Raw genomic sequence first — 25,626 nt, forward strand, 5'->3', positions numbered from 1 at the left:
CTGGCCGCCATGACGCGCATCGACTTCGCCTTCGGCGCTCCGGACCGCCTGCGCGCGGCCTGCCGCACCGCGCGCAAGCGCTTCCAGGCGGGCCAGCGGCTGGTGGTCTACTGCGCCGACGGCGGACGCCTGGCCGCCTTCGACCGGATGCTGTGGGCCCTGGAGGACGTCTCGTTCGTGCCGCATGTGCTGGCCAACGACGCGCTGGCGGCCGACACGCCGGTCCTGCTGACCGCGGGCGACCCCGCCGCCGCCCTGGCGCTGGCCACCACCGGCGACAGCCGCCCCTGGCTGCTGAACCTGGATGACGGCTGCCCGCCCAACTTCGATGGCTACGAGCGCCTGCTGGAAATCGTCTCCGACGACCCGGCCGACCGCCAGGCGGCGCGCCAGCGCTGGCGCGACTATCAGAATGCCGGCCATGCGCTGCACAGCCATGACCTGAGCCGCGCGGGCGAGGCCTGACGGACTCGCCCGCCTTTCCGGGAGGCTGCCATGCCCCACCACTACTCCGACTCCAGCATCCCCACCCTGACCGACCGCGTCGAACCCGGGCTGGGCAGCCCGCAGGCCCCAGCCGCCATACCGCGCCTGTCCGAGCAGGCATCGGCGCCCCCGGTCTCCGACGAGTCCGGGGCGGCCAGCGCGCCCGATACCCCGTTCCAGCCCGGCGACGCCGTGCTGCGCGCGGTGCTGCAAGCCGAGCTGGAGGAAACCCTCACGGCGGCCATCGACGAGGCCGTGGCGGGCATCCGCGCCCGGCTGGATGCCGAACTGCCCGCCATCCTGGCGCGGGTCATGCGCAACGTACGGCCCGGCTGAACAGGGCCCGGTTTCCGATGGATTTTTCAGGGAACTGTCAGGTAGACTTATCGTCTAAGCTCACGAGGCAAGTTTTTTGCCGCACATAGGAGTCGTCAATGAACGAAACCCATCCGTCCCCCTTTAACCGCTCCGGCGCGTATGCCGGCGCCCCGGGCGAAGTCGTCCGGAACAAGGTGCTGCGCAATACGTACTGGCTGCTCGCGCTGTCCCTGGTGCCAACGGTTCTGGGCGCCGCGGTCGGCCTGTACACCGGCATCAACCAGGTCATGGGCGCCAGCCCCGGCCTGAGCGCCATCGTATTCCTGGTGGGCGCCTTCGGCCTGATGTTCGCCATCGAGAAGAACAAGAACAACTCGCTGGGCGTGGTCCTGCTGCTAGCCTTCACGTTCTTCATGGGCGTGATGCTGTCGCGCCTGCTGGGGTTCGTGCTCGGCATGGGCAATGGCGCCCAGCTGGTCATGACCGCATTCGGCGGCACCGCCATCGTGTTCGGCACCATGGCCACGCTGGCCACCACCATCAAGCGTGACCTCTCGGGCATGCAGAAGTGGCTGTTCACCGGCGCGGTGGTCATCCTGGTGGCGGCGCTGGCCAACATCTTCCTGCAGATGCCGGCGCTGATGCTGACCATCTCCGTGCTGGCCATCGTCATTTTCTCGGCCTTCATGCTGGTGGACCTGCAGCGCGTGATCAACGGCGGCGAAACCAACTACGTGTCGGCGACCCTGGCCATCTATCTGGACGTCTACAACGTCTTCTCTAACCTGCTGATGCTGTTGGGAATCTTTGGCGGCGACCGCGAATAAGCATTCCTGCTGCGCAGCGAAAAAGGCTTGCCAACGGCAAGCCTTTTTTTTCGCCTCCGGCATGCCCGAAGCGGGCCAAGTATTTGATCTATCTGAACAACCATTCGATTGCACTAAACAACAGACGCCCCTGCCCCTCGCACAATGGCGGCACCATCACCACTACGACAGGGGAATCGCCATGTACCTACGCTATGCCCTGGCCGGCGCGCTGACGCTGGCCTGTTCCGGCGTACAGGCCGAGGATTTTCCGGCCCGCGCCATCACGATGATCGTTCCCGCCGCGGCGGGCTGCAATGCCGACATCACGGCCCGCCTGGTCGGGCAGGAAATGAGCAAGCAACTGGGCCAGCCCGTGGTCATCGAGAACCGCGTCGGCGCCGGCGGGCGGATCGGCACCCAGGCCGTGGTGCGCGCCGCTGCCGACGGCTACACCATCGGCTATGCCCACGTCGGCACCCTCGTCCTGCACCGCTTCCTGTTCAAGGAGCAGATGTACGACATCGACAAGGACCTCGCGCCGATCGGGCTGGTGGCGGAAACGCCCAACGTCATCGTGGTCAGCCAGGCCTCGCCCTACCGGACCCTGCAGGACCTGATCGGCGCAAGCAAGGCGCAGCCCGACCGGATCACCATGACCTCGGCCGATCCGGGCACCACCAGCGAAGTGGGCGTGAAGCTGTTCATCGCGCAGACGGGCGCGGGGGTGCGCCAGATTCCGTACAAGGCGACCGCGGCGCAACTGGCCGACCTGCTGGGCGGGCATGTCGACTCCATGATGGAGAACCTGCCGCCGCTGATCGGCAATCTCAAGGATGGCCGCTTGCGGGCGCTGGCGGTCACCACGCGCAAGCGCGTGGCCTCCAACCCGGACGTGCCGACGGTGGCCGAACAGGGCTACCCCGACTACGAACAAGGCGCCTGGAGCGCCCTGGTCGCCCCGGCCGGCACGCCGCCCGAGGCGCTGGCGCGGCTCAACCAGGCCCTCAATGCGGCGCTGGCCGCGCCGGCGGTATCCGCGGAACTGCGCAGCCGTTCGCAGGAACCCCTGGGCGGCCCACCCGCCCAGGTGCAGGCGCAGGTCGACAAGGAACTGCCCAAATGGCGCAGCGTGATCCAGGCGGCCAACCCATGACCCGCACCAGCCGGGCGGATCTTTCATGTGCCGCGGCCACCAACCGCTCGGCGTACCGGCGGGTAACGGTGCCGGTGCTGCGCATCGAGGCCGGCCGTGCTGCTGATGGCCGGCGTGCACGGCGACGAGTGGGAAGGCCAGGCCGCCCTGCTCGAACTATGGCACGCCCTGCCCGGCCTGCTGCGGCGCGGCACGGTGTACGTGGCGCCGGCGGCCAACGCCGAGGCCAGCCTGGCCGGCACGCGGCTGTCGCCAGCCGACGGCGGCAACCTCAATCGCGCCTTCCTGGGCGCGCCGGCGCGCGGCTATACCGAAGCCGTGGCGCATGCCCTGCAGACGCGCATCCTGCCGCAGGTGCAGTACATGATCGACGTGCACAGCGGCGGCGCCTCGCTGCGCTACCTGCCGGCGACGGTGATCACGCGCTACGGCGACGACCCGTGGGACGAGCGCGTGGCGCGGCTGGCGCGCGGTTTCGGCCTGGCGCGCTGCCTGTTCTTCCGCGGCGTCGAAACCGGCTCCATGCCGGCGGCCGCCAGCCGGCTGGGCGTGGCGCGCCTGAGCGCGGAAATCGGCGGCGGCGCCGAGACGTCCCAAGAGCTGGTAAGGCTGTGCCGCGACGGCATGCTGTCCTGCCTGGCCGGCCTGGACATGGTCGACGCACACCATGCCATGCCTGGCCCGCTGGAGGCCTTCCATGACGTGGACGCGCCCCGGGCCAGCATGCGGGCCGATGCGCCCGGCGTCTTCATCCCGTCGGTCGCGCTGGGACAACAGGTCGCCGCCGGCCAGCAAGTCGGCACGCTGTGCGAACCGGCCCGGCCCGATCGGCCGCCGTTGACGCTGGCCAGCCCGCAGGATGGCACGGTGGTGTGCCTGCGTGCGCTGGCGCGCAGCGACGACGGCGACTGCCTGCTGCAGATCGCCCCCGCCCGTCCTTTCGAAACTCTCTCCACGCTGTACTGATCCATGCTGATGAACCCCTCGCTGTCCCGCCTGCGCTGCCTGCGCTGTTCCCACGCCGTGCCGCCGGGCGACTATCCGGAAGGCTGCCCGCGCTGCCTGGCGGCCGGCTACCCGGCCTCGCTGGCATGCGAATACGAACCGGCCGATACGCAGCCGATGCCGCTGCCGGTCCTCGCGCCGATCACGCTGGGCGAAGACCGCACGCCCTGCCTCGACGAGCCGTCGCTGGCGCATGCGCACGGGGTGGCGCAAGTCTGGCTGAAATGCGAAAGCGGCAACCCGACGGGCAGCCACAAGGACCGCATGGCTGCGCAACTGGTGTCGCGCGCGGTGCTGGCCGGCGCCAAGCGGCTGGCGGCCGCGTCCAGCGGCAACGCCGGCGTGGCGCTGGCGGCCTACGGGGCCGCCGCCGGCCTGCGGGTGGACATCGCCATTGCGCCCACCTGCCCGCCGCGGCAACGCGCCGCCATGGAACACTTCGGCGCGCGCCTGCACAGCTTCGCCGACAGCCTGGCGTGCTGGCCCTACGTGGCGACGCTATGCCGCGACGAGGGCGCGTTCGCCGGCACCAACTATCTCAACCCGCCGGTCGGCACCCACCCTTACGGCGTGGAGGGCTACAAGCCGATCGCCGCCGAACTCGCTGCCCAGTGCGACAACCTGCCCACCGACATCATCGTGCCCACGGCCCGGGGCGATCTGCTGTGGGGCATCTGCCTGGGCTGGCAGGCGCTGTTGCGGCGCGGCGCGATCGCGCGGCTGCCACGCCTGCATGCGGTGGAACCCTATCCCCGCCTGGCGCACGCGCTGGCCGCCGGCGATGCGCGCGGTGTGTGGGAACAGCCGACGGCGCAGTATTCCATCGCCGGCGGCACCGCGACCCTGCAATCGATGCAGGCCCTGGTGCGCAGCGGCGGACAGGCCGTGGATGTCGCGGACGAACAGGCCGTGGATGTCGCGGACGAACAGGCCGTGGATGTCGCGGACGAACAGGCCGTGGATGTCGCGGACGAACAGGCCGTGGATGTCGCGGACGAACAGGCCGCGCGGGCCCGCGCGGCGCTGGGCGCGCTGGGCATCGCCGCCGAGCTGTCGTCGGCCGCGGCGCTTGCCGCCGTGCCGGCGCTCAAGGCTGCCGGCGCGCTGGACGCCGGGTCGCGCGTGGCGCTGATCCTGACCTCGGACGGGCGGCGCGACTAAACCTGCGCGTCGACGCCGAATTGCTCCACCAGCGGGGCCAGCGCGGCCCGCAGGCAGGTCGCCCAGTACTTGCCGGCGCTCGACAGCGGCCGGCTGCCATGGAGGATCATGTAGCACGCGAAATGCACATCGGCGTCCAGCGGGCGGAACTCCAGCCCGGCCTGCGCCATGCCCATCGCCGTGGCCGGGTTGGCGATGCCCACGCCGTGGCCGGCCAGCGCCAGTTGGCAGACGGTGGACGAATACGGCGTTTCGATGGCGGCGTGCGGCGCGATGCCGCGTTGCGCGAACACCGCATCGAGCCGCTTGCGCGAGCCGTCCTCGCGATTGAGCAGCACCAGGGCTGCGTCGGCCAGCTGCGACAGTTCCAGCTGCGCGAAACGCGCCAGCGCATGGCCGCGCGGGAACACCGCCACCGCGCCCAGGCGAGCCAGGCAATGGCCGCGCAGGCCTTGCAGCTCGGACTCGTCGGCCACCAGAGCCAGGTCCAGCTCGCCAGCCACCACCATGTCGCGCAAGGTATTGGAATCGCGCACCTGCAGGTACAGCGGCGTATCGGGATAACGGCCACGAAAGCGCACCAGCGCCTGCTCGATCACCAGGCCGCTGTAGGCATGGATGGTACCCACGCGCAAGCGCGGCTGGCCCGCGCCCTTGATGGCGCGGATCTTGCGCCCGAGCGTCTCCAGGCCCAGGCTCTGGCGCCGGATTTCCTCGTACAGCAGATCGGCTTCGGGCGTGCGCACCATGCGCTGCCGCACGCGCTCGAACAGCCGCATCGAGATCGCCGTCTCCAGCGCCGCCAGCGTGGCGCTCACCGTGGCCGGCGAGACGTCGAGCCGGCGCGCGGCCGCGGTCACGCTTTCGGTTTCGTATACGGTGCGGAACGTCTCGACCTGCCTCAGCGTGAAAGTCATGGCGTGGTTCCGCACTGCGCTACAGGCGCTGCAGCTCGAGCAGCACCTTGCGCGTGGACAGCGGCCGGCCGGCCAGGTTGGCCTCCAGGCGTTCGCGCAGGTCCCGGCGCAGCGCCGGCTCGATGGCGGGATCGTTGAAATCGGGCTCGGCCTCGTCCAGGCCATAGCCGGTCTCGCGCAGCAGGATCCACTCGAAGCGCCGCAACGCCCCGGCCGCGCGCGAGCCCGCCGACAATTGCGTCAGCGCGGTGTCGTAGGCGTCGTACAGCACCGGATGCGCGTCCTCGCGCGGCAACAGGCGCAGCAGCAGTTCGTTCATGTACCAGGCCGACATGAGCGCCGGGCCGCCCAGCGGCCGCACCCCGGCGATCTCGGCGCGCGTCATGGTCTTGACCTCGCCGGCGCCGCTCCAGGACAGGAGCAGCGGCTGGAATGCCGACAGCACCGGGCGCAACACCGAATAGGGACGCTTGGCGCCCTTGGCCACCAGCGCAATGCAGCCGTACTCGCGCGAGAACGCCTGAACGATCAGCGAGGTTTCGCGCCACGCCGTGGCGTGGAGCATATAGCCGGGAATGTCATGAACGCGCTGCGCGCGTCTACTCATAGCCCAGGTCGCGCAGCGCGCCTTCGCGGTCGGACCAGCCCTTGCGCACCTTGATGTAGATTTCCAGGTGCACGGGCATGTCCAGCAGCTTGGCGATATCCTGGCGCGCCTCCGTGGCGATGCGCTTCATGTGCATGCCGCCCGCGCCCAGCAGGATGGGCCGGTGGCTTTCGCGTTCGACCACCACGCAGACGGCGATGCGCACTCCCCTCTCGGTTTCTTCCCATTGCTCGATGACCACGGTACAGCCATAGGGCAGTTCGTCGCCGACCAGACGGAAGATCTTCTCGCGCACCAGCTCGGCCGCGATGAAGCGCACCGGCCGGTCGGTCAGGGTGTCTTCCTCGAACATGGGATCGCCTTGCGGCAAGCCGGCGGCGATCTCGTCGAGCAACTGGTCCAGCTGCTGGCCCTTGGTCGCGCTCACCGGCACGACCGCGTCATAGGCATGCAGCGCCATCAGCTTGCTGACGAACGGGAAGAGCTCGTCGCGGTTCTTCAGGGCGTCGATCTTGCTGACCACCAGGATGCTGCGGCGCGACTTGGGCAGCAGGGGCAGCAGCTTGGCGTCGCCCTCGGACCACTTGCCGGCCTCGACCACGTGCACCACGACGTCGACGTCGGCCAGCGCCTGCGTCACGACGCGGTTCATCATGCGATTCATGGCGCCGCCGTGGCGGGTCTGGAAACCCGGCGTATCGACGAACACGAACTGCTCGTGCTCGCGCGTGAGCACGCCATGGATGCGATGGCGGGTCGTCTGGGCCTTGCGCGACACGATCGATATCTTGGTGCCGATCAGCGCGTTGGTCAGGGTGGACTTGCCCACATTGGGGCGGCCGACGATGGCGACAAAGCCGGCGCGAAATTGCGGATTGCTCATTTAACCTCTTGGGCCACTGCCACGGGCAGCGACAATTGCGCGGTCTTGCGGGCCTTGCCCGACTTGCGCGCGGCACGCGCCGCTGGCAGCACGGCCTGGGCCGCCTCCAGGGCGACCTTGGCGGCGGATTGTTCGGCGGCGCGGCGGCTGGCGCCCGGCGCCACGATCTTGATCTCCAGCGCCGGGATGGCGCATTCGACCTCGAATTGCTGGCTGTGCGCGGCGCCATGCGTGGCCACCACGGTGTATTGGGGCAGCGCCAGCTTGCGGCCCTGCAGGAACTCCTGCAGCAGCGTCTTGGCATCCTTGCCCAGCGTCTTGGGGTCGACATGCGCCATGACGGGCTGGTACTGGCGCACGATGACCCGGCGCGCGGCCTCGAAGCCGGCATCCAGGAACACCGCGCCGAACAGCGCCTCGACCGTATCGGCCAGGATGGAGGGGCGGCGAAAGCCCCCGCTCTTGAGTTCGCCCTCGCCCAGGCGCAGGTATTGCGACAGGTCCAGCCGCTGGGCGATGTCGGCCAGCGAGGCCTGCTTGACCAGGTTGGCGCGCAGGCGCGACAGGTCGCCTTCGTCCAGCTTGCCGTAGCGCTCGAACAGCATCGCCGCGACGACGAAGTTCAGCACCGAGTCGCCGAGAAACTCCAGCCGCTCGTTATGGCGCGCACCGTGGCTGCGGTGCGTGAGCGCCTGCTCGAGCAGTGCCTTGTCACCGAAGCGGTGATCGAGGCGGGTTTCCAGCGTGGCAAGGGACATAGCGGTCAATGGAAGCGGCCAATGCGGCTCAAATCGCTGAAGTTCATCCAGACAAAAAATGCCTTCCCCACGATATTACCGTCTGGCACGAATCCCCAGTAGCGGCTGTCCGCACTATTGTCACGGTTGTCTCCCATGGCGAAATAATGGCCGGGGGGGACGGTACAGCGCACGCCGTTGCGGGCGTACTGGCAGTTCTGGATACTGGGAAATTTCCAGATGGGGCCGAAATCCTGCATTTTCTGCTCATCAAGCAGGATCTTATGCTCCACTTCGCCCAGTTTTTCCTTGTATTGCGCAATATAGGACACGCGATCGGGCTCGAAATAATCCCCGTCGCGTTCATGCGGCACCAATTTTCCGTTGATGTACAGCTTCTTGTCCAGGTAGGCCACCTGGTCGCCCGGCAGACCCACGATGCGCTTGATGTAGTCGACATCCGTATCGACCGGGTAGCGGAACACCACCACGTCGCCACGCTCCAGCGAGCCCGTCTCGATGATCTTGCGATCGATGATGGGCAGGCGGATGCCGTAGCTGAACTTGTTCACCAGGATCAGGTCGCCCGATTGCAGCGTGGGCAGCATGGACCCCGACGGAATGCGAAACGGCTCGACCACGAACGAGCGCAGCACGAACACGAACAGGATCACCGGGAAGAAGCTGACCGCATACTCGATCCACCAGGGCGCGCGGCGCGCCGCGTCGATGGCCTCGCGCCGCTCGCGGCCGGCCTGCTCGGCATCCGTGATGCCGGCGGCGTCCACTTGCGCGGCCGCCGCCTGGGCCCGCCGTTCGCGTCGCTTGCGAAACAGCGCCAGATCCAATCCCCAGATAACGCCGGTAATCACCAGCAGTACAAAAAGTATCAGGGCAAAGTTCCAACTCATCGGGTAGGTCGCCTATCTGGTTCTATTTGTCTTCGACTTGCAGGATGGCGAGGAACGCCTCTTGCGGGATTTCCACGCTGCCGACCTGCTTCATGCGCTTCTTGCCGGCCTTCTGCTTTTCCAGCAACTTCTTCTTGCGCGAGATATCGCCGCCATAGCACTTGGCCAGCACGTTCTTGCGCAGCGCCTTGACGTTCTCGCGCGCGATGACCTCCGCGCCGATTGCCGCCTGGATGGCCACGTCGAACATCTGGCGCGGGATCAAGCCGCGCATGCGCGAAACCACCTCGCGCGCCCGGTAGCGCGCATTGTTGCGGTGCGCGATCATGGCCAGCGCATCGACGCGGTCGCCGTTGATCAGCAGATCCACCTTGACCACGTCGGCCGAGCGGTATTCCACGAACTCGTAGTCCATCGACGCATAGCCGCGCGACACCGATTTCAGTTTGTCGAAGAAATCGAGCACGATCTCGGCCAGCGGAATCTCGTAGGTCAGGTGCACCTGGCGCCCGTGGTAGCTCATGTTGAGCTGGACGCCGCGCTTGTTGTTGCACAGTGTCATCACCGGCCCCACGTATTCCTGGGGCATGAACAGCGTCACCTTGACGATGGGTTCGCGGATATCGGCGATCTTGGCGATTTCCGGCATGCGCGACGGGCTTTCGATGGTCACGACCGTGCCGTCGCGCTGTTCGACCTCATAGACCACCGATGGCGCGGTGGTGATGATGTCCATGTCGAACTCGCGCTCCAGGCGCTCCTGCACGATTTCCATGTGCAGCAGCCCCAGGAAGCCGCAGCGAAAGCCGAAGCCCAGCGCCTGCGACACTTCGGGCTCGAACATCAGCGCGGCGTCGTTGAGCTTCAGCTTTTCCAGCGAATCGCGCAGCTGGTCGTATTCGGAGCTTTCCACCGGATACAGGCCGGCGAACACCTGCGGCTTGACTTCCTTGAAGCCCGGCAGCGGCTCGGCCGCCGGCTTGCCCGCCAGGGTGATGGTGTCGCCCACCTTGGCGTGTTCCAGTTCCTTGATGCCGGCGATGACAAAGCCCACTTCGCCGGCCGACAACTCCGGCCGCGGCTGCGATTTGGGCGTGAACACGCCGATCTGCTCGCACAGATGCGTGGCGTGGGACGCCATCAGCAGGATCTTGTCCTTGGGCTTGAGCACGCCGTTGACGATGCGCACCAGCATGACCACGCCCACGTAGTTGTCGAACCACGAATCGATGATCAGCGCCTGCAGCGGCGCGGACGGATCGCCCTTGGGCGGCGGCACCCGCGCCACGATGGATTCGAGGATCTCGTCGATGCCCATGCCGGTCTTGGCGCTGGCCAGCACCGCCTCGGACGCGTCGATGCCGATCACGTCTTCGACCTCCTGGCGCGCGGCTTCCGGGTCGGCCTGCGGCAGGTCCATCTTGTTGAGCACCGGCAGCACTTCCATGCCCAGTTCGATGGCCGTGTAGCAGTTGGCCACGGTCTGGGCCTCGACGCCCTGCGAAGCGTCGACCACCAGCAAGGCGCCTTCGCAGGCCGACAGCGAACGACTGACTTCGTACGAGAAATCGACGTGTCCGGGGGTATCGATCAGGTTGAGGTTGTAGACCGTGCCGTCCTGCGACTTGTACTGCAGGGACGCGGTCTGCGCCTTGATCGTGATACCCCGTTCGCGCTCGATATCCATGGAATCAAGCACTTGCGCGGACATTTCGCGCTCGGCCAGCCCCCCGCAACGGTGGATCAGGCGATCGGCGAGCGTCGATTTACCGTGATCAATGTGGGCAATGATGGAAAAGTTGCGGATATGCTGCATAGTGATTAATTAGGGACAGAGCAAACCGGCGTATCGGTCGGACCGCGCCTTACGCGGGCGAGCCAAAAACGAGGGGGCGCCATGCGCCCCCTCGTTGCGGCAACCAGCCATTTTAGCCGGTTATTGAGCGCTATTTGCTGGCGGGCTGCACCGCGACCCATTGGGTCTGGTCGCCGCGGCGTACCAGCAGGCCGGCGGCCTTTTTCTTGTCCAGGCGCGACACCAGCTTGTTGAACTGGGCCGCGTCCGTGACGTCGGTGTCGTTGACCGCCAGCACGATGTCGCCTTCCTGCAGGCCTGCCTGCGCGGCCGCGCCCTCGGCCACGCGCACCTGCGCCCCGCCCTTGATGCGCAGCTTGCGCTGCATATCGGACGGCACGTCGACGACGCCCAGGCCCAGGTGGTTCTCGGCCGTCGGCTCGGCCTGCTTGCCCTCGTCCGCGGTCGCGGCGCTGCGGTCGGACTTCAGCTCGGCCACCTTGACCGACAGGGTCACGTTGCGGCCCTTGCGCCAGACGTCCATCTTGGCGCTTGTGCCCGGCTTGGTCTCGCCCACGATGCGCGGCAGATCGGACCAGCGCTTGATGGGCTCGCCGTTGAACTTCAGGATCACGTCGCCGGGCTGCACGCCGGCCGACTCGGCCGGGCCTTCGGCCTCGACGCTGCTGACCAGCGCGCCTTCGGCGCGCGGCAGGCCGATGGCATCGGCCACGTCCTTGTCGACCTCGCCAATCTGCACGCCGATACGGCCGCGCGTCACCTTGCCGGTGGCACGCAACTGGTCGACCACGCGCATGGCCTCATCGATGGGAATGGCCAGCGAAATGCCCATGAAGCCGCCGCTGCGCGAAATGATCTGCGAGTTGATGCCCACGGCCTCGCCCTGCAGGTTCAGCAGCGGCCCGCCGGAGTTGCCCGGGTTGACGGCCACGTCGGTCTGGATGAAGGGCAGGTATTCGCCGGTATCGCGGCCGATGGCGCTGACGATGCCCGCGGTGACGGTGGAGTCCAGGCCGAACGGCGAACCGATGGCCAGCACCCATTGCCCCTTCTTCAGCGTCTTGGGGTCGCCGATGGTCAGCGGCGTCATGTCCTTGGCGTCGATCTTGATCAGGGCCACGTCGGTGCGGTCGTCCGAACCGATCACCTTGGCCTTGAACTCGCGCCCGTCGGTCAGGGTGACGTAGATGTCGGTGGCATCGCTGATCACGTGGTTGTTGGTCAGGATGTAGCCATCGGCCGAGATGAAGAAGCCCGACCCCACGCCGCGTGGAATGGTGCGCTCTTCAGGCTGGGGCTGCGGCTGCTTGCGGCGCTGGCCGGGCGCCGGGCCGGGCGGCTGGAAATCGGGGCCGAAGAACCAGCGGAACAATTCGTACGGATCGTTGCCGCCGCCCGGGCCGCCGCGCACCGGCACGGTGGCCGTGGTACGGATGTTGACAACGGCGGGCTCGACTTTCTCGACGATCCCGGTGAAATCGGGTAACGCCACCGCGGGGGGGGCGACCTGCGTCTGCGCCTGGACTTGCGTGCCCGCGGCGGTTACTGCCATGAACGCGACCAGCGCGGCCGCGCCGAAGCGCCGGAAAAAAAGGTTCGACACTGTAATTGCTTTCATAGAGAGCTCCGAAAAGACCCCAGTACCCTTTGCGGGCTTATTGTTGTTTAGCCGCATCCACCGGCACATATTCGGTGGTTTCGGCCAGTTGTTCCAGCGTGCCGGCCGGGACTTCGCCCAGCGCCGTCAGCCAGAAATCGGCGATGCGCGTACCGTAGATATTGATCGCGCCGCGCCGGGCCAGCCCCTCGGGGGGATGCGCGTGCCGGCGCGAATCGTACGGTTCGATGAATACGGAAATGGCGGCCAGGCCATCGGACAGCACCAATTGGTTGACAGTGGCCGGCCCCATGGAGCGCGCCACCTGCAGGACTGCCGAGAACCCCTTGGGCGCCGTGATGCGCCAGCCTTGCGCGGCCAGGTCGACCGGCTTCATGACGGGTTCGAGCACGCGCCAGTCGCGCGTGCTCCAGCGCGAAGTCAGCATGGCCGGGTCCACGTCGCCGCCCAGGCGGATCGAGGTGAACGACACCTGCTCGACCACCCGGCGCGCGGCGTCCAGCGTCTGCGCCTTCAGCAGCAGGTTGGTGGCCACGTCGGCGCACAGGCGATAACCGTAACGCAGCGCATCGCGCGGCTCGACGGTGATCAGCCGGCATTGGCGATCCGCGACGCGGTGCAACTGCGATTCGGCCCGGATGTGGTAGTTCTCGGCCAGGCCGGCCGGATCGCCCAGCAGCAGGCCGGGGAAGCGGTCGCCGCGGCGCCGCTCCAGCAACACCGTCTTGCGCTCGGGGATGAGGCACTGCACGTCTTCGTTGTGGCGCAGGTATTCGCGCGGCTGGCCGTCGAGGATCTCGAGGCGCTCGCGCTCACCGGTGCCGTCGAGCACGTGCACCAGGCGCGAGGACTGGATCGACTCGCCCTGCTGGTACATGAACACGCCGGCGTAGTCCTGCTTGCGGGCGGCCTGCTGGATGCTGGAGAGCAGCAATACGGGGTCTTCGGGCACCGCCGGCGCGGCAGCCCGGACCGGCCGCGCGTAAATGGCCATCAGGCCCATCAGCACCGCCATGGCCGCCAGGCCGGCCGTCTGTCGCTGTCGCCACGTCATGCGCCCCAATGCGGGCCGGCGCATGTAAAGCAACGGTGTCATCAACGTCCTGCTCCGGCGTCGAAGGATACCTGGCGCACGGCGCTGGGGCCCGCCACCTGGCGATGCGCTTCGAGGTAATCGCGCAGGCCGGCGTCATCGCCCGCGGACGCCGGCGTCGCATCGGCCAGCACGCGGGTTTCACCCGTCGGCGCGCCCGTGAGATAGGGGTGCGCCACCCAGGCCACGGTGGCCACGGCGGCTGCCACGGCCAGCCCGGACAGGCCCAGGCGCAAGGGCGAGCGGCGCCGCGGCGCCGCCACGATGGGCAGCTCGGCCTCCAGCGCGCGGGCCAGGCGGGCCTGGAACTGGGCGCTGGGACTGACTGCGAGATCGACGTTGCGCAGGGCATCGCCAATCAGATGATATGTATCCCAAGTCTGGCGCCCATGCGGGTGCGACATCTCGGGGAAAAAGTCCTCGGACCCTTCGCCGTCCATCCAGGCGGAAACCGACTCCTCCCAGGAGGATTCGGCGGTCAGGGACTTGGCTGCGGTTTGCATGACTGCCACTCCTTACCAGCGACGCTCGGCATCGGTGTCCAGCAAAGGGCGCAACCGACTGGCAATGGCCTCGCGCGCTCTGAATATGCGCGAACGAACCGTGCCAATCGGGCAATCCATGCTCTGGGCGATGTCTTCGTAACTCATACCTTCAATCTCACGCAGGACGATGGCGGTGCGCAATTCCTCGGGCAACTCCTCGATGGCCGCGTTTACCGTCTCGGCAATCTCGCGGGTTGCGGCCATGGATTCCGGCGTGCTTATGTCGGTTAGGTTGTCGGTTTCGTTAAAAGTTTCACCATCTTCGGTTTCAATTGCGTTGGGCGCGCTCGGACGGCGTCCGGACGAGGCCAGCCAATTGCGGGCCGTATTGATGGCGATACGATACAACCAGGTATAGAAGGCGCTGTCCCCGCGAAACTGCGGCAGGGCCCGGTACGCCTTGATAAAGGCTTCCTGCGCGACATCCTCGATTTCGGCCGGATCGCGGATCATGCGCGCCAGCAGGCGGAGGATCTTGCGCTGATACTTCAGGACCAGCAGATCGAAGGCTTTCTTGTCGCCACGTTGTACGCGCGCGACAAGTTCGGCGTCGACATCGCGTTCGCTCATGACGCCCCCCAACTCGTCGCCGCCTGCACATGCGCCGCTGTCGCCATCAGGCGCAGGCGGCGCCAGTGCCCGGGCGGCAATGCCGGCCGCCAGACGGTGCAGATGATTTTGCTATTTGTAACCCGAGACCCCGCCTCGGCGTCAAGCCCAAGCTCCAGGCGCAGCCACAGCGGCCCCTGGCGGACCGCCAGCAGGCGGGCTTGCATCCAGCCACGCCCGCCCAGCACGCGCCAGCCGCCCGGCACGGGCGCCGCGCACAGGGCCGGCGCGCCGCCGCGGCTGCCGCGCAGCCACAGCAGGCCGCCCAGCCCGCCCGCGGCGACAGCCAGCATGCCCGCGGACAGCGGCGCCAGCCATTGCAGCTGAACGAGCGCCACCGCCGCGCTGCCGGCAGCCGCCAGCATGGCCAGCAAGCCCAGCGCCACCGCCAGGGCCGGCACCCTCACCGGCAAGCGCAGATGCCAACGGTTATCGAAAATACCGCCGTCCGGGTTCAACTCAAACCCGACGAACGGCCATCGAACCGTTGGTGCCGCCAAACCCGAACGAATTCGACAGGCCGATCTCGATCTTCATGGGCCGCGCCTCGTTGGCGCAGTAATCCAGGTCGCACTCCGGATCCTGGTTGAAGATGTTGATGGTCGGCGGCGAAATCTGGTTATGGACGGCCAGGGTCGTGAATACGGCTTCGATCCCGCCAGCGGCGCCCAGCAGGTGCCCGGTCATGGATTTGGTCGAATTCACCACCAGCTTGGAGGCATGGTCGCCGAAGGCCAGTTTCAACGCGTCGGTTTCGTTCTTGTCGCCCAGCGGCGTGGACGTGCCGTGCGCATTGACGTAGGAAACCTCGTCGGCATTGATGCCGCCGTTGCGCAGCGCATTGAGAATGCCGCGGCGCGGGCCGTCCTTGTCGGGGGCGGTGATATGGTGCGCGTCGGAACTCATGCCGTAGCCGGCCAGTTCGCCGTAGATGCGCGCGCCGCGCTTCTTGGCATGCTCGTACTCTTCGAGCACCAGCACGCCGGCGCCTTCGCCCAGCACGAAACCATCGCGGTCGCGGTCCCAGGGACGCGAGGCGGTGGTCGGATCGTCGTTGCGCGTCGACAGCGCGCGCATCGCGGCAAAGCCGCCGATGCCCAGCGGCGAGACGGTCGATTCGGCCCCGCCGGCAAGCATGACGTCGGCATCGCCGTATTCGATCAGGCGCGCGGCATCGCCGATGCAATGCAGGCCGGTGGTGCACGCGGACACGACCGCGTAGCTCGGGCCCTTCATGCCATAGGCGATGGAGAGCTGGCCGGAAATGAGATTGATCAACGACGCAGGCACGAAGAACGGCGAAATGCGGCGCGGTCCCTTGGCCAACATCTCGGTCTGGGTTTCTTCGATGCGCGGCAGGCCACCGATGCCCGACCCCACGATCACGCCAATGCGCTCGGCATTGGTTTCGGTGACCTCAAGGCCGCAATCGCGCCACGCCTGCATGCCGGCGGCCAGGCCATAATGGATGAAGGTATCCATCTGGCGGGCTTCTTTGGCGGGCATGTACTGGGTGACGTCGAAATCCTTGACCTCGCCGGCGATGTGCGTCGTCAGCGGGGTAGGGTCGAAACGGGAGATGCGGCTGATGCCGGAACGTCCGTTGACGATATTGTCCCAGGCGCTGGCAATGTCGTTGCCCACGGGGCTAACGATACCCAGGCCGGTGATGACGACTCGTCGCTTCACGGAAGACTCCTCAAACAGACAAAATAAAGGCGGTTTTCGGGAAGCACTGCGCGCGCGGACCGCAAGACCACGGGAAGGCCGTTACTTCCTCCCCGCACGCGGACCGCACGGCATTCCTGAAACCGCCCCGATTCCCGGCGCCGCCCCGAAGTGTTCGATCCGGGCGCGCGGGAGGATACAGGCTTTAGCTTACTGCTTACCGTGCGAATTGATGTAGTCAATCGCTTGCTGCACGGTAGTGATCTTTTCGGCCTCTTCGTCGGGGATCTCGGTCTCGAATTCGTCTTCGAGCGCCATGACCAGTTCGACCATGTCGAGCGAATCGGCACCGAGGTCGTCAAGGAAGGAGGACTCGTTCTTGATCTCGGCTTCGTTCACGCCAAGTTGTTCAGCGACGATCTTCTTGACGCGCTGTTCGATGCTTTCCATGCAGATCTCCAATTGGGAAAAATCCCGCGAATTATAGCCAAGCGTAGAGGAATGCAAACGCCAGGCCGTGACAAAAATAACACCGCATCCGTTCCGGCCCCTTCCGGGCCGCTATCCAGGTGCGCGGCGTTTCCACAGAAACGCGCGGCTGGGCTTGGATGGGCCGCGCCGCGCGCTTCTCACTATTGCATATACATGCCGCCGTTGACGTGCAGCGTGGTACCGGTAATGTAACCCGCCTGCGGCCCGGCCAGAAAGGCGACCGCATGGGCGATGTCGGCGGGCGCGCCCAGGCGGCCCAGCGGAATCTGCTGCAGCAGCGCCGCCGTCTGGTCTTCGCCCAGGATACGCGTCATATCGGTATCGATAAAGCCGGGCGCCACGCAGTTGACGGTGATGTTGCGGCTGCCGAGCTCGCGCGCCAGGGCCCGCGCCATGCCCGCCACGCCGGCCTTGGCGGCGGCGTAGTTGGCCTGGCCAGCGTTGCCGCTTGCGCCCACCACCGACGTGATATTGATGATCCGGCCCCAACGCGCCTTCATCATGCCGCGCAGCACGGCGCGCGACAGGCGGAAGACCGCCGCCAGGTTGGTATCGATGACGGCCGACCAATCGTCGTCCTTCATGCGCATGGCCAGCGTGTCGCGCGTGATGCCGGCGTTGTTGACCAGGATGTGCGGGCCGCCGCCATCCTTGCCAAGCTGCTCGATCAGCGCCTCGCAGGCCTGGGCATCGGTCACGTCCAGCACCACGCCCCGCCCGCCCTGGGCGGCCAGCGCCTCGGTGATGGCCTGGGCGCCCGCCTCGGACGTGGCCGTACCGACCACCGTGGCGCCGCGCGCCGCCAGTTCCTGGGCGATGGCGCGGCCGATGCCGCGCGTCGCGCCGGTCACCAGCGCGATCTTGCCCTGCAGTTCCGTGGAGGTTTTTTCCATGTCAGTTCCCGTTTACAGCCGCCAGCGCCGCTTCCAGCGAGGCCGGGTCGGTGATGGCGATGCCCGTCAGGTCGGCATCGATGCGTTTGGTCAGGCCGGTCAGCACCTTGCCCGGACCGCATTCGATCACGTGGGTGACGCCAAGTTCCTTCATCGCGCGCAGCGTCTCGACCCAGCGTACCGGATGCCATGCCTGGCGCACCAGCGCGTCGCGGATGGCCGCCGGTTCGGCAGGCGTGGCGACGTCGACATTGTTGAGCACCGGCACTTGCGGCGCAGACACCTCCACGCCGGCCAGCGCGCCCTGCAGCACCTCGGCGGCGGGCTTGAGCAGGCTGGAGTGAAACGGCGCCGACACCGGCAGCAACAGCGCGCGCTTGGCGCCGGCCGCCTTGGCGGCTTCGCAGGCGCGCTCGACCGCGGCCTTGTGGCCCGCGATGACGACTTGCGCCGGCGCATTGAAATTGACGGCCTCGACCACTTCGCCCTGGGCAGCCTGCTGGCAGGCGGCACGCACGGCGTCGTCGTCCAGGCCGAGCACCGCCGCCATGGCGCCGGCGCCCACCGGCACCGCGGCCTGCATGGCGTCGGCGCGCACGCGCACCAGGCGCACGGCATCTTCCAGCGCCAGCGCGCCGGCGGCCGTCAGCGCGGCGTATTCGCCCAGGCTATGGCCGGCCATCACCTCGGGCATGGGCCCGCCCGCCGCGCGCCAGGCGGCAAAGCAGGCCGCGCCGGCGGTCAGCATGGCCGGCTGGGTGTTGGTGGTGAGATTGAGTTGCTGGGCCGGGCCTTGCGCCATCAGGGCGCCCAGGTCCTGGCCCAGCGCGGCGCTGGCACGCGCCACGACGTCGGCCACGGCGGCATTGCCGGCCCATGCATCGAGCATGCCGACAGATTGGGAGCCTTGACCGGGAAAGACAAACGCCAGCTTCATGATTGTCCCTAGACAGAATTCGGTATGGAGGAATGGCGGCGTGCGCGGTCGCGCACAGGCGCGCGCAGCGCGCCCTTCCGCCTACATGCGGGCCAGCACGGAGCCCCAGGTGAAGCCGCCGCCCACGCCTTGCATGAGTACCAGCTGGCCCGGCTTGACGCGCCCGTCGCGGCGCGCGACATCGAGCGCCAGCGGCACGCTGGCCGCCGAGGTGTTGGCATGCTGGTCCATGGTGATGACGACCCGTTCGGTCGGCACGCGCAACTTGCGCGCCAGGAAATTCAGGATGCGCACGTTGGCCTGGTGCGGGATCAGCCAATCGATGTCATCGACCTCGACGCCAGCCTCGGCGCAGACGTCGCGCGCCGAACGGTCGAGCACCGTGACCGCCTGCTTGAACACCGCCTGGCCGTCCATGCGCAGGAAGGGATCGCCGGTGACGTCCCCGTACGCGACGTTGCCCGCGGCGCAGAGAATCTTGGTCTGGCTGCCATCGGCATGCAGGTGCGCAGCCAGGATGCCCGGCTCGTCGGCCGCCTTGAGCACGACGGCGCCGGCGCCATCGCCGAACAGCACGCAGGTGCCGCGGTCGTTCCAGTCGAGAATGCGCGAGAAGACTTCGGCGCCGATCACCAGCGCGCAGCGCGCGCGGCCGGCGCGAATGAAGTTGTCGGCGGTGGTCATGGCGTAGACGAAGCCGCTGCAGACGGCCTGCACGTCGAAGGCCGCGCCGCCCTTGGCGCCCAGGTTGGCCTGCACCAGGCAGGCCGTGCTGGGGAAGACGTAGTCCGGCGTCGACGTGGCGACGATGATCATGTCGATCTCGTCGGCCTGCACCCCGGCGTCGTCCATGGCGCGGCGCGCCGCCTCGGTGGCCAGCTGGCTGGTGGTCACGCCACGCTCGGCCAGGTGGCGCTGCCGGATGCCGGTGCGCTCGACGATCCACTCGTCGGACGTGGAAATTTGCCGCGTCGCCAGCTCGGCGGCCAGATCGTCGTTGGTGACGACGCGTTCGGGAAGGTAGCCGCCCGAACCGGCGATCTTGGCGTATTTCATAGCTTTTTCCATCAAGCGGTGTCCCCAGCCGCGCCGGGCGCGACGGCCTCGCCCGATTGCACGCGCTTGGTTATCTGCGCAACAGTCTGCGCCGTGCGCTCGAGCAGTTTACTCGCCACGGCTTCGCGTGCGCGCTGCAGCGCGAAACCGAACGCGTACGCATCGGCTGAACCGTGGCTCTTGATGACCACGCCGCGCAGGCCAAGCAGGGCCGCGCCATTGTAGCGGCGGTTGTCTACCCGGTTGCGCAGGCGATTTAGCACCGGCTTGGCGAAGGCGCCAGCCAGCAGGGTAATGAAATTGCGCTTGAACTCTTCGCGGATGACGCTGGACAACATCTTGGCCAGCCCTTCGACGGACTTCAGCACGACATTGCCGACAAAGCCGTCACAGACGACCACGTCGACCGTGCCCTTGAAGATGTCGTTGCCTTCGACGTTGCCGTAGAAGTTGAGCGGACTGGCGCGCAGCAGCTCGGCGGCCTCCTTGACCACCTCGTTGCCCTTGATGATCTCTTCGCCGATGTTGAGCAGCCCCACCGTGGGCCGGTCGCGATGATCGACCGCCTGGGACAGGGCCGCGCCCATGATGGCGAACTGCAGCAGGTGCTCGGCCGAGCAATCGACATTGGCGCCCAGGTCGAGCACGGTCGTGGCGCGCCCGGTCTGGTTGGGGATGGACGTGGCAATAGCAGGACGGTCGATGCCATCCAGCGTCTTGAGCACGTAGCGGGAAATCGCCATCCAGGCGCCGGTATTGCCCGCCGAGATGCAGGCGTCGGCGCGGCCGTCCTTGACCGCCTGCGCCGCCAGGCGCATGGACGAGTCTTTCTTGCGGCGCAACGCGACCTCGACCGGGTCGTCCATGGAGACGACTTCGGTCGCGGGCACGATGTCCAGGCGATCGCGCGGCGCGTCGCGCCGCTCGGCCAGGGCCGCCTCGATCGCGTCGGGAAGCCCGACCAGCAACAGCCGGGTATCCGGAAATTGCCGGGCGAACTCGATCGCGGCCGGAATCGTGACGGGCAGGCCGAAGTCACCGCCCATGCAGTCTATAGCGATGCGTATCACGGGTGCCAGGTCAGCGTTCTGCCCAGGAGGTCCGGTTCGCGAGTTCGGCCGCGGCCTTATTCGTCAGCCTTGGTCTTCAGGACCTTGCGGCCACGGTAGAAGCCGTTGGGGCTGATATGGTGGCGCAGGTGGGTTTCGCCGGTGTTGGGCTCGATGGCCGTTGCCGGGTTGACCAGAAAATCGTGCGAGCGGTGCATGCCGCGCTTGGACGGGGACTTCTTGTTTTGTTGAACAGCCATGATGACTCCTAGAAACGGGCCGCATTGTACGCGATCCGACCCGAGTTGATCTCAATCCTTGTGCTTCAGTTGCTCAAGCACCGCAAAAGGCGACGGACGCTTGACAGCGGGCTCTTGGGAAGCCTCGCCGGACTCGGCCTGCGCACCCGGACAGACATCATGCCGGGGCACATAGGGGACGCTCAGAATCAGCTCGTCCTCAACCTGGGCCAACAGGTCGAAATTGTGCGAACCCACCACCTTTTCAGGCAGGTCGTCCGCGAAATCTTCATCTTGCGTCTCGCTCAGGTCTTCGTCGAGGTCTTCCTCGGACTTGACCAGTTGCAGCACCACCGTGTTGTCGACTGGGTAGACGAACGGCTGGTTGCAACGCTGGCACACCAGCATCGGCGCCGCCCGCACCCGCAACCGCAGAAGCGGCTGCCCGGATATAGGGTGGCCGGTGCGGCTGCTGCCCTGCCCCGTCCCGCCCTCGACCGCCCAGCGCGCCAGGCCCGCCTCGCCGCCAGACTGCTCGGGCAGCCCCTCCATGAAGCGCGCAAGCCGCATCAGAGGAATCGAGCCCTCCAGCCGCTTGGCCTGCCGCGCAAACATGAACGCATCAATGTGGCTTTGTGCATTTTGCGCGTCCGTCCCGCTACCCATAGCCTCACCGTCAGGCGCGCCCTGCGTAGTGCTCATATCGAACTTCCTGCAAAAATGCCGCAAAATATTGGATAATACCGTGGCTTACTGAACATCGTCAAATAACGCATGCCCGCCATTCCTCCAAAGCTGATCCTCGCATCGAGCTCGCGCTATCGCCGCGAGCTGCTGTCCCGCCTGCGCCTGCCGTTTACCGCCATTTCGCCCGATGTGGACGAAACGCCACAGCCTGGCGAAGCGCCCGCCGACCTGGCGCTGCGCCTGTCGGTCGCCAAGGCGATGGCCGTGGCCGCCACCCACCCGGGCAGCGTGGTGATCGGCTCGGACCAGGTGGCCACCGTCGACGGCGAACCCATCGGCAAGCCGGGCGGGTTCGAGCGCGCCCGCGAACAATTGCGCCGGCTGTCCGGGCGCGCCGTGGAATTCCACAGCGCCATGGCCGTCACCGACGGCGTGCACACGGAAACAGCGGATATTGTCACGCTGTGCCGTTTCCGCACGTTGACCGATGCGGCCATCGACGCCTACCTGCGCGCCGAGGAGCCCTACGATACCGCAGGCAGCGCCAAGGCCGAAAGCCTGGGCATCGCGCTGATGGACAGCATCCGGAGCGACGACCCCACCGCCATCATCGGCCTGCCGCTGATCGCGCTGACGCGCATGCTGGGCCGCTTCGGCCTGGATCCGCTGACGGGCCATCCGGCATGAGCGGCGCCCTGCACCTGATCCCGGTCGGCCTGGGCGATGCGCCGCCGGAGCGCTGGCTGCCGGCCGACGTGCGCGCGCTGGCGGGCCGGCTCGACACCTATATCGCCGAGAACGCCAAGACGGCGCGCGCCTTCCTGAAGCTGCTGGGCACCGTGCGGCCGCTGCAGGAAATCACCATCCACACCCTGACCGACGCCGTGCCGGCCGGCCAGATAGAACAATGGCTGGCGCCGCTGCGCGGCGGGGCCGAAATCGTCCTGGTGTCGAAGGCCGGCTGCCCCGCCGTGGCCGACCCCGGCGCGAAGGTGGTGGCGGCGGCCCATCGCCTGGGCCTGGCCGTGCGCCCCTGGGTCGGCCCCTCGTCCATCCTGCTGGGGCTGATGGCCAGCGGCCTGGACGGCCAGCGCTTCGCCTTCCACGGCTACGCGCCGGTCGACCCGGCCGAGCGCGCCCGGCAACTGCGCGCCTGGGAGCAGCACTCCGCCCGCCACGACCAGACCCAGATCCTGATCGAAACCCCCTACCGCAACGGCGCCATGTTCGCCACCCTGCTGGCGGCGCTGCGTCCCGACACCCGCCTGTGCATCGCGCGCGCGCTCACTACCGGGGACGAACTGGTGCAAACGCGCACCATCGCCGACTGGAAGAGGCAGCCGGCGCCCGAGCTGGACAAGAAGCCCACGCTGTTCCTGTTCCTGGCCCGCTGACATGCCCTGGATCACCCGCGCCGCGCCGATCGCCTGCCTGCTCGCCCTGGCCGGTTGCGCCGCGCGCGGCCCGGCCGGGCTGGACCTGGATACCTCGATCACGGCTGTCAGCCAGAGCAGCCGCGTGCGCGCCGTCGTGCTGCACTACACCAGCACGGGCAACGAGAATTCGCTGAAGATCCTCTCCGAGCGCAAGGTCAGCGCGCACTACCTGATTACCGACACGCCGCGCCCGCGCGTCTACCGCCTGGTGGACGAGACCCGGGCCGCCTGGCATGCCAGCATCAGCGCCTGGTACGACCAATCGACCATGAACAGCACGTCGATCGGAATCGAGCTGGTCAACCCCGGCTGGACCAATGGCGAGGGAAACTGGACGCGCGGCGGCCACGGCGATACCGACAGCCGGCACTGGGCGCCCTACTCCGACGCGCAGATCGAAACCCTGATCGTGCTGCTGCGCGACATCGTGGCGCGGCACGGCATCGCGCCGGAGAACATCGTTGGCCACAGCGACATTGCCCCGCAGCGCAAGGTCGACCCCGGCCCCCTGTTTCCATGGCAGCGGCTGGCGCAGGCGGGCCTGGGCCGCTGGTACGACGAAGCCGGCGCGGCCGCCCACCTGGCCCGCCTGCAGACCGAGGGCGTGCCGGACATTGCCTGGTTCCAGGGCCAATTGGCCCGCCTGGGATACGCCACGCCGCAATCCGGCGTGCTCGATACGGCCACCCGCAACGTGCTGGCCGCGTTCCAGATGCACTATCGGCCAGCGCGCCACGACGGCCAGCCCGACGCCGAGACCGCCGCCATCATGCTGGCGCTGCGCTAGCTGTGAAGATTCAATAGGTTGTATGCATGGTTCATCCGAACCGGATTTGAGAAACTGGAAATCGCCACCCCCCCAGTTCACTCAAGGAGCCCGGCCGGATGAACACCCATAAGCATGCCCGATTGACCTTCCTACGTCGACTCGAAATGGTCCAGCAATTGATCGCCCATCAAGTTTGTGTGCCTGAAGCGGCCCGCGCCTATGGGGTCACCGCGCCGACTGTGCGCAAATGGCTGGGCCGCTTCCTGGCTCAGGGCCAGGCGGGCTTGGCCGATGCGTCCTCGCGCCCGACGGTCTCGCCCCGAGCGATTGCGCCGGCCAAGGCGCTGGCTATCGTGGAGCTGCGCCGCAAGCGGCTGACCCAAGCGCGCATCGCCCAGGCGCTGGGCGTGTCAGCCAGCACCGTCAGCCGCGTCCTGGCCCGCGCCGGTCTGTCGCACCTGGCCGACCTGGAGCCGGCCGAGCCGGTGGTGCGCTACGAGCATCAGGCCCCCGGCGATCTGCTGCACATCGACATCAAGAAGCTGGGACGTATCCAGCGCCCTGGCCACCGGGTCACGGGCAACCGACGCGATACCGTTGAGGGGGCCGGCTGGGACTTCGTCTTCGTGGCCATCGATGACCACGCCCGCGTGGCCTTCACCGACATCCACCCCGACGAGCGCTTCCCCAGCGCCGTCCAGTTCCTCAAGGACGCAGTGGCCTACTACCAGCGCCTGGGCGTGACCATCCAGCGCTTGCTCACCGACAATGGCTCGGCCTTTCGCAGCCGCGCCTTCGCCGCGCTGTGCCATGAGCTGGGCATCAAGCACCGCTTTACCCGACCTTACCGCCCACAGACCAATGGCAAGGCCGAACGCTTCATCCAGTCGGCCTTGCGTGAGTGGGCTTACGCTCACACCTACCAGAACTCCCAACACCGAGCCGATGCCATGAAATCCTGGCTACACCACTACAACTGGCATCGACCCCACCAAGGCATCGGGCGCGCTGTACCCATCTCCAGACTCAACCTGGACGAATACAACCTATTGACAGTTCACACCTAGCGGGCGGCGCCGCGGCGCCGCCACCAGGCCGCCACCCGCCATCCCAGCAGCAGGGCCAGCACCGAGCCATAGAGCAGCGGCTGCTGCAGATCGTTCTTGCCGGCCTTGTGCCACCAGAAGTGCAGGATGGCCAGCAGGCCGATGGCATAGACCGCCCGGTGCAGGGTCTGCCAGCGCTTGCCCAGCTTGCGCATGGCCCACTGGGTCGAGGTGGCCGCCAGCGCCGCCATCAGCACGAACGCGGCAAAACCCACGGTGATGAATGGCCGCTCGCCCACATCCTGCAGCATGGACACCGGATCCAGGCCGCGATCCCACCATACCCAGGCCAGGAAATGCAGGCTGCCGTAGAAAAACGCAAACAACCCGCACATGCGACGCAGCCGCACCAGCGCGGGCTGGCCGGTCAACCGCCGCAGCGGCGTGATCGCCAGGGTGACCAGCAGGCACACCAGCGTCCAGGTGCCGGAGGACCGGGTCAGGAATTCGACGGGGTTGGCGCTCAGGCCGTCGTTGGCCCCCAGCCAGAACCAGCGCGCGAAAGGCAGCAGGCCGGCCACGAACAGCAGCGGCTTGATGCGCCCGATCGCGCGGGCTGTCAGGGGGGCGGCCGGCACGGCCCGCGCGGCGGCGCTCGCCTTGATCGCGTCATCGGCCATGGGGAC

29 protein-coding genes and 1 pseudogene are annotated in these 25,626 nt (G+C 67.4%); 10 read left to right on the top strand and 20 right to left on the bottom strand.

The genetic code is table 11. The features are described from left to right. Window positions 1-9 precede the first annotated feature (9 nt). From BN118_RS13505 to BN118_RS13530, 6 genes and pseudogenes are all read left to right on the top strand, one after another. Window positions 10-465, top strand: coding sequence for a DNA polymerase III subunit chi (locus tag BN118_RS13505; protein ID WP_003813769.1), 456 nt, complete (start codon window positions 10-12; stop codon window positions 463-465). Window positions 466-495: 30 nt separating this feature from the next. Then, on the top strand, window positions 496-822 hold the full coding sequence (locus BN118_RS13510) for a hypothetical protein (protein ID WP_003821368.1): 327 nt from the start codon (window positions 496-498) through the stop codon (window positions 820-822). 98 nt (window positions 823-920) lie between these two features. Further along, complete coding sequence (locus tag BN118_RS13515; protein WP_014905937.1) at window positions 921-1,631, top strand: Bax inhibitor-1/YccA family protein; 711 nt, start codon at window positions 921-923, stop codon at window positions 1,629-1,631. A 181-nt stretch (window positions 1,632-1,812) separates the two neighbouring features. Continuing rightward, window positions 1,813-2,766 carry a Bug family tripartite tricarboxylate transporter substrate binding protein gene (locus BN118_RS13520; RefSeq protein ID WP_014905938.1) on the top strand — a complete coding sequence of 318 codons (954 nt, stop codon included), beginning with the start codon at window positions 1,813-1,815 and terminating at the stop codon, window positions 2,764-2,766. Next, window positions 2,763-3,732, top strand: a pseudogene (locus tag BN118_RS13525) (M14 family metallopeptidase). Before BN118_RS13520 ends, BN118_RS13525 begins: the two are co-directional and overlap by 4 nt. Window positions 3,733-3,735: 3 nt before the next feature. Further along, window positions 3,736-4,932 (top strand): PLP-dependent lyase/thiolase, encoded by a 1,197-nt coding sequence (locus tag BN118_RS13530; RefSeq protein ID WP_014905939.1) that lies wholly within the window; start codon window positions 3,736-3,738, stop codon window positions 4,930-4,932. Here the strand turns inward: BN118_RS13530 and BN118_RS13535 are convergent. The 19 genes from BN118_RS13535 to BN118_RS13625 all read right to left on the bottom strand — a co-directional run bounded on the left by BN118_RS13535 (window position 4,929) and on the right by BN118_RS13625 (window position 21,668). Next, entirely contained in the window at window positions 4,929-5,849 is a 921-nt protein-coding gene (locus tag BN118_RS13535) for a LysR substrate-binding domain-containing protein (protein ID WP_004566380.1), read from the bottom strand. The genes BN118_RS13530 and BN118_RS13535 overlap by 4 nt on opposite strands. A 19-nt stretch (window positions 5,850-5,868) precedes the next feature. Next, window positions 5,869-6,456, bottom strand: a complete 588-nt coding sequence (recO, locus tag BN118_RS13540) for a DNA repair protein RecO (protein WP_003813782.1) — start codon at window positions 6,454-6,456, stop codon at window positions 5,869-5,871. After that, window positions 6,449-7,339, bottom strand: a complete 891-nt coding sequence (gene era, locus BN118_RS13545; protein WP_014905940.1) for a GTPase Era — start codon at window positions 7,337-7,339, stop codon at window positions 6,449-6,451. The genes recO and era overlap by 8 nt, the downstream gene beginning before the upstream one ends. Continuing rightward, window positions 7,336-8,097: a ribonuclease III gene (rnc, locus tag BN118_RS13550; RefSeq protein ID WP_023853248.1), complete on the bottom strand. Its 762-nt coding sequence runs from the start codon at window positions 8,095-8,097 to the stop codon at window positions 7,336-7,338. Before rnc ends, era begins: the two co-directional genes overlap by 4 nt. A gap of 5 nt (window positions 8,098-8,102) precedes the next feature. Beyond that, entirely contained in the window at window positions 8,103-8,987 is an 885-nt protein-coding gene (gene lepB, locus BN118_RS13555) for a signal peptidase I (protein ID WP_003821360.1), read from the bottom strand. A gap of 22 nt (window positions 8,988-9,009) precedes the next feature. After that, a complete protein-coding gene (gene lepA / locus BN118_RS13560; protein ID WP_010930930.1) occupies window positions 9,010-10,803 on the bottom strand; it encodes a translation elongation factor 4 in 1,794 nt (597 codons plus the stop codon). A 130-nt stretch (window positions 10,804-10,933) separates the two neighbouring features. Then, window positions 10,934-12,421, bottom strand: a complete 1,488-nt coding sequence (locus BN118_RS13565; protein WP_014905941.1) for a DegQ family serine endoprotease — start codon at window positions 12,419-12,421, stop codon at window positions 10,934-10,936. Between the two features lie 37 nt (window positions 12,422-12,458). After that, entirely contained in the window at window positions 12,459-13,517 is a 1,059-nt protein-coding gene (locus BN118_RS13570) for a MucB/RseB C-terminal domain-containing protein (protein ID WP_010930931.1), read from the bottom strand. Then, a complete protein-coding gene (locus tag BN118_RS13575; RefSeq protein WP_041166199.1) occupies window positions 13,517-14,017 on the bottom strand; it encodes a sigma-E factor negative regulatory protein in 501 nt (166 codons plus the stop codon). Before BN118_RS13575 ends, BN118_RS13570 begins: the two co-directional genes overlap by 1 nt. A 12-nt stretch (window positions 14,018-14,029) precedes the next feature. Next, window positions 14,030-14,629, bottom strand: a complete 600-nt coding sequence (rpoE, locus tag BN118_RS13580; protein ID WP_003813797.1) for an RNA polymerase sigma factor RpoE — start codon at window positions 14,627-14,629, stop codon at window positions 14,030-14,032. After that, window positions 14,626-15,126 (bottom strand): membrane protein, encoded by a 501-nt coding sequence (locus BN118_RS13585; protein WP_010930933.1) that lies wholly within the window; start codon window positions 15,124-15,126, stop codon window positions 14,626-14,628. The genes rpoE and BN118_RS13585 overlap by 4 nt, the downstream gene beginning before the upstream one ends. Window position 15,127: 1 nt before the next feature. Then, window positions 15,128-16,357, bottom strand: coding sequence for a beta-ketoacyl-ACP synthase II (gene fabF, locus BN118_RS13590; protein WP_003813802.1), 1,230 nt, complete (start codon window positions 16,355-16,357; stop codon window positions 15,128-15,130). Between the two features lie 189 nt (window positions 16,358-16,546). Then, a complete protein-coding gene (acpP, locus tag BN118_RS13595; protein ID WP_003813816.1) occupies window positions 16,547-16,786 on the bottom strand; it encodes an acyl carrier protein in 240 nt (79 codons plus the stop codon). A gap of 182 nt (window positions 16,787-16,968) precedes the next feature. Beyond that, entirely contained in the window at window positions 16,969-17,721 is a 753-nt protein-coding gene (gene fabG / locus BN118_RS13600) for a 3-oxoacyl-ACP reductase FabG (protein ID WP_003813819.1), read from the bottom strand. A 1-nt stretch (window position 17,722) separates the two neighbouring features. Further along, a complete protein-coding gene (gene fabD / locus BN118_RS13605; RefSeq protein ID WP_010930934.1) occupies window positions 17,723-18,658 on the bottom strand; it encodes an ACP S-malonyltransferase in 936 nt (311 codons plus the stop codon). Between the two features lie 81 nt (window positions 18,659-18,739). Beyond that, window positions 18,740-19,726 carry a beta-ketoacyl-ACP synthase III gene (locus tag BN118_RS13610; protein WP_010930935.1) on the bottom strand — a complete coding sequence of 329 codons (987 nt, stop codon included), beginning with the start codon at window positions 19,724-19,726 and terminating at the stop codon, window positions 18,740-18,742. After that, window positions 19,726-20,784: a phosphate acyltransferase PlsX gene (gene plsX, locus BN118_RS13615; RefSeq protein WP_003821347.1), complete on the bottom strand. Its 1,059-nt coding sequence runs from the start codon at window positions 20,782-20,784 to the stop codon at window positions 19,726-19,728. Before plsX ends, BN118_RS13610 begins: the two co-directional genes overlap by 1 nt. Before the next feature lie 56 nt (window positions 20,785-20,840). Further along, a complete protein-coding gene (rpmF, locus tag BN118_RS13620) occupies window positions 20,841-21,023 on the bottom strand; it encodes a 50S ribosomal protein L32 (RefSeq protein WP_003813827.1) in 183 nt (60 codons plus the stop codon). A gap of 51 nt (window positions 21,024-21,074) precedes the next feature. After that, complete coding sequence (locus tag BN118_RS13625) at window positions 21,075-21,668, bottom strand: YceD family protein (RefSeq protein WP_010930936.1); 594 nt, start codon at window positions 21,666-21,668, stop codon at window positions 21,075-21,077. Window positions 21,669-21,776: 108 nt separating this feature from the next. Here BN118_RS13625 and BN118_RS13630 point away from each other — a divergent pair, with 108 nt between their 5' ends. From BN118_RS13630 to BN118_RS13645, 4 genes are all read left to right on the top strand, one after another. Beyond that, complete coding sequence (locus BN118_RS13630) at window positions 21,777-22,376, top strand: Maf family nucleotide pyrophosphatase (protein WP_003821345.1); 600 nt, start codon at window positions 21,777-21,779, stop codon at window positions 22,374-22,376. Then, window positions 22,373-23,083: an SAM-dependent methyltransferase gene (locus tag BN118_RS13635; RefSeq protein ID WP_010930937.1), complete on the top strand. Its 711-nt coding sequence runs from the start codon at window positions 22,373-22,375 to the stop codon at window positions 23,081-23,083. Before BN118_RS13630 ends, BN118_RS13635 begins: the two co-directional genes overlap by 4 nt. Before the next feature lies 1 nt (window position 23,084). Then, window positions 23,085-23,912: an N-acetylmuramoyl-L-alanine amidase gene (locus BN118_RS13640; protein ID WP_010930938.1), complete on the top strand. Its 828-nt coding sequence runs from the start codon at window positions 23,085-23,087 to the stop codon at window positions 23,910-23,912. A gap of 98 nt (window positions 23,913-24,010) precedes the next feature. Continuing rightward, window positions 24,011-24,961 carry an IS481-like element IS481 family transposase gene (locus BN118_RS13645; RefSeq protein ID WP_005013747.1) on the top strand — a complete coding sequence of 317 codons (951 nt, stop codon included), beginning with the start codon at window positions 24,011-24,013 and terminating at the stop codon, window positions 24,959-24,961. Here the strand turns inward: BN118_RS13645 and msrQ are convergent. Next, the gene (msrQ, locus tag BN118_RS13650; protein ID WP_003821340.1) at window positions 24,958-25,620 is read right to left on the bottom strand and encodes a protein-methionine-sulfoxide reductase heme-binding subunit MsrQ; all 663 of its coding nucleotides are present in this window, start codon (window positions 25,618-25,620) and stop codon (window positions 24,958-24,960) included. The two genes, BN118_RS13645 and msrQ, sit on opposite strands and share 4 nt — an antisense overlap. Window positions 25,621-25,626: the final 6 nt, after the last annotated feature.

It is taken from the genome of Bordetella pertussis 18323 (assembly GCF_000306945.1).
GTDB lineage: Bacteria > Pseudomonadota > Gammaproteobacteria > Burkholderiales > Burkholderiaceae_B > Bordetella > Bordetella pertussis.

Bases quoted from the DNA above. Each gene is read 5' to 3' on its own strand.
- BN118_RS13505 (WP_003813769.1), top strand. From the start codon at position 10: ATGACGCGCATCGACTTCGCCTTCGGCGCTCCGGACCGCCTGCGCGCG.
- BN118_RS13510 (WP_003821368.1), top strand. From the start codon at position 496: ATGCCCCACCACTACTCCGACTCCAGCATCCCCACCCTGACCGACCGC.
- BN118_RS13515 (WP_014905937.1), top strand. From the start codon at position 921: ATGAACGAAACCCATCCGTCCCCCTTTAACCGCTCCGGCGCGTATGCC.
- BN118_RS13520 (WP_014905938.1), top strand. From the start codon at position 1,813: ATGTACCTACGCTATGCCCTGGCCGGCGCGCTGACGCTGGCCTGTTCC.
- BN118_RS13530 (WP_014905939.1), top strand. From the start codon at position 3,736: ATGCTGATGAACCCCTCGCTGTCCCGCCTGCGCTGCCTGCGCTGTTCC.
- BN118_RS13535 (WP_004566380.1), bottom strand. From the start codon at position 5,849: ATGACTTTCACGCTGAGGCAGGTCGAGACGTTCCGCACCGTATACGAA.
- recO (WP_003813782.1), bottom strand. From the start codon at position 6,456: ATGAGTAGACGCGCGCAGCGCGTTCATGACATTCCCGGCTATATGCTC.
- era (WP_014905940.1), bottom strand. From the start codon at position 7,339: ATGAGCAATCCGCAATTTCGCGCCGGCTTTGTCGCCATCGTCGGCCGC.
- rnc (WP_023853248.1), bottom strand. From the start codon at position 8,097: ATGTCCCTTGCCACGCTGGAAACCCGCCTCGATCACCGCTTCGGTGAC.
- lepB (WP_003821360.1), bottom strand. From the start codon at position 8,987: ATGAGTTGGAACTTTGCCCTGATACTTTTTGTACTGCTGGTGATTACC.
- lepA (WP_010930930.1), bottom strand. From the start codon at position 10,803: ATGCAGCATATCCGCAACTTTTCCATCATTGCCCACATTGATCACGGT.
- BN118_RS13565 (WP_014905941.1), bottom strand. From the start codon at position 12,421: ATGAAAGCAATTACAGTGTCGAACCTTTTTTTCCGGCGCTTCGGCGCG.
- BN118_RS13570 (WP_010930931.1), bottom strand. From the start codon at position 13,517: ATGACACCGTTGCTTTACATGCGCCGGCCCGCATTGGGGCGCATGACG.
- BN118_RS13575 (WP_041166199.1), bottom strand. From the start codon at position 14,017: ATGCAAACCGCAGCCAAGTCCCTGACCGCCGAATCCTCCTGGGAGGAG.
- rpoE (WP_003813797.1), bottom strand. From the start codon at position 14,629: ATGAGCGAACGCGATGTCGACGCCGAACTTGTCGCGCGCGTACAACGT.
- acpP (WP_003813816.1), bottom strand. From the start codon at position 16,786: ATGGAAAGCATCGAACAGCGCGTCAAGAAGATCGTCGCTGAACAACTT.
- fabG (WP_003813819.1), bottom strand. From the start codon at position 17,721: ATGGAAAAAACCTCCACGGAACTGCAGGGCAAGATCGCGCTGGTGACC.
- fabD (WP_010930934.1), bottom strand. From the start codon at position 18,658: ATGAAGCTGGCGTTTGTCTTTCCCGGTCAAGGCTCCCAATCTGTCGGC.
- BN118_RS13610 (WP_010930935.1), bottom strand. From the start codon at position 19,726: ATGGAAAAAGCTATGAAATACGCCAAGATCGCCGGTTCGGGCGGCTAC.
- rpmF (WP_003813827.1), bottom strand. From the start codon at position 21,023: ATGGCTGTTCAACAAAACAAGAAGTCCCCGTCCAAGCGCGGCATGCAC.
- BN118_RS13625 (WP_010930936.1), bottom strand. From the start codon at position 21,668: ATGGGTAGCGGGACGGACGCGCAAAATGCACAAAGCCACATTGATGCG.
- BN118_RS13630 (WP_003821345.1), top strand. From the start codon at position 21,777: ATGCCCGCCATTCCTCCAAAGCTGATCCTCGCATCGAGCTCGCGCTAT.
- BN118_RS13635 (WP_010930937.1), top strand. From the start codon at position 22,373: ATGAGCGGCGCCCTGCACCTGATCCCGGTCGGCCTGGGCGATGCGCCG.
- BN118_RS13640 (WP_010930938.1), top strand. From the start codon at position 23,085: ATGCCCTGGATCACCCGCGCCGCGCCGATCGCCTGCCTGCTCGCCCTG.
- BN118_RS13645 (WP_005013747.1), top strand. From the start codon at position 24,011: ATGAACACCCATAAGCATGCCCGATTGACCTTCCTACGTCGACTCGAA.
- msrQ (WP_003821340.1), bottom strand. From the start codon at position 25,620: ATGGCCGATGACGCGATCAAGGCGAGCGCCGCCGCGCGGGCCGTGCCG.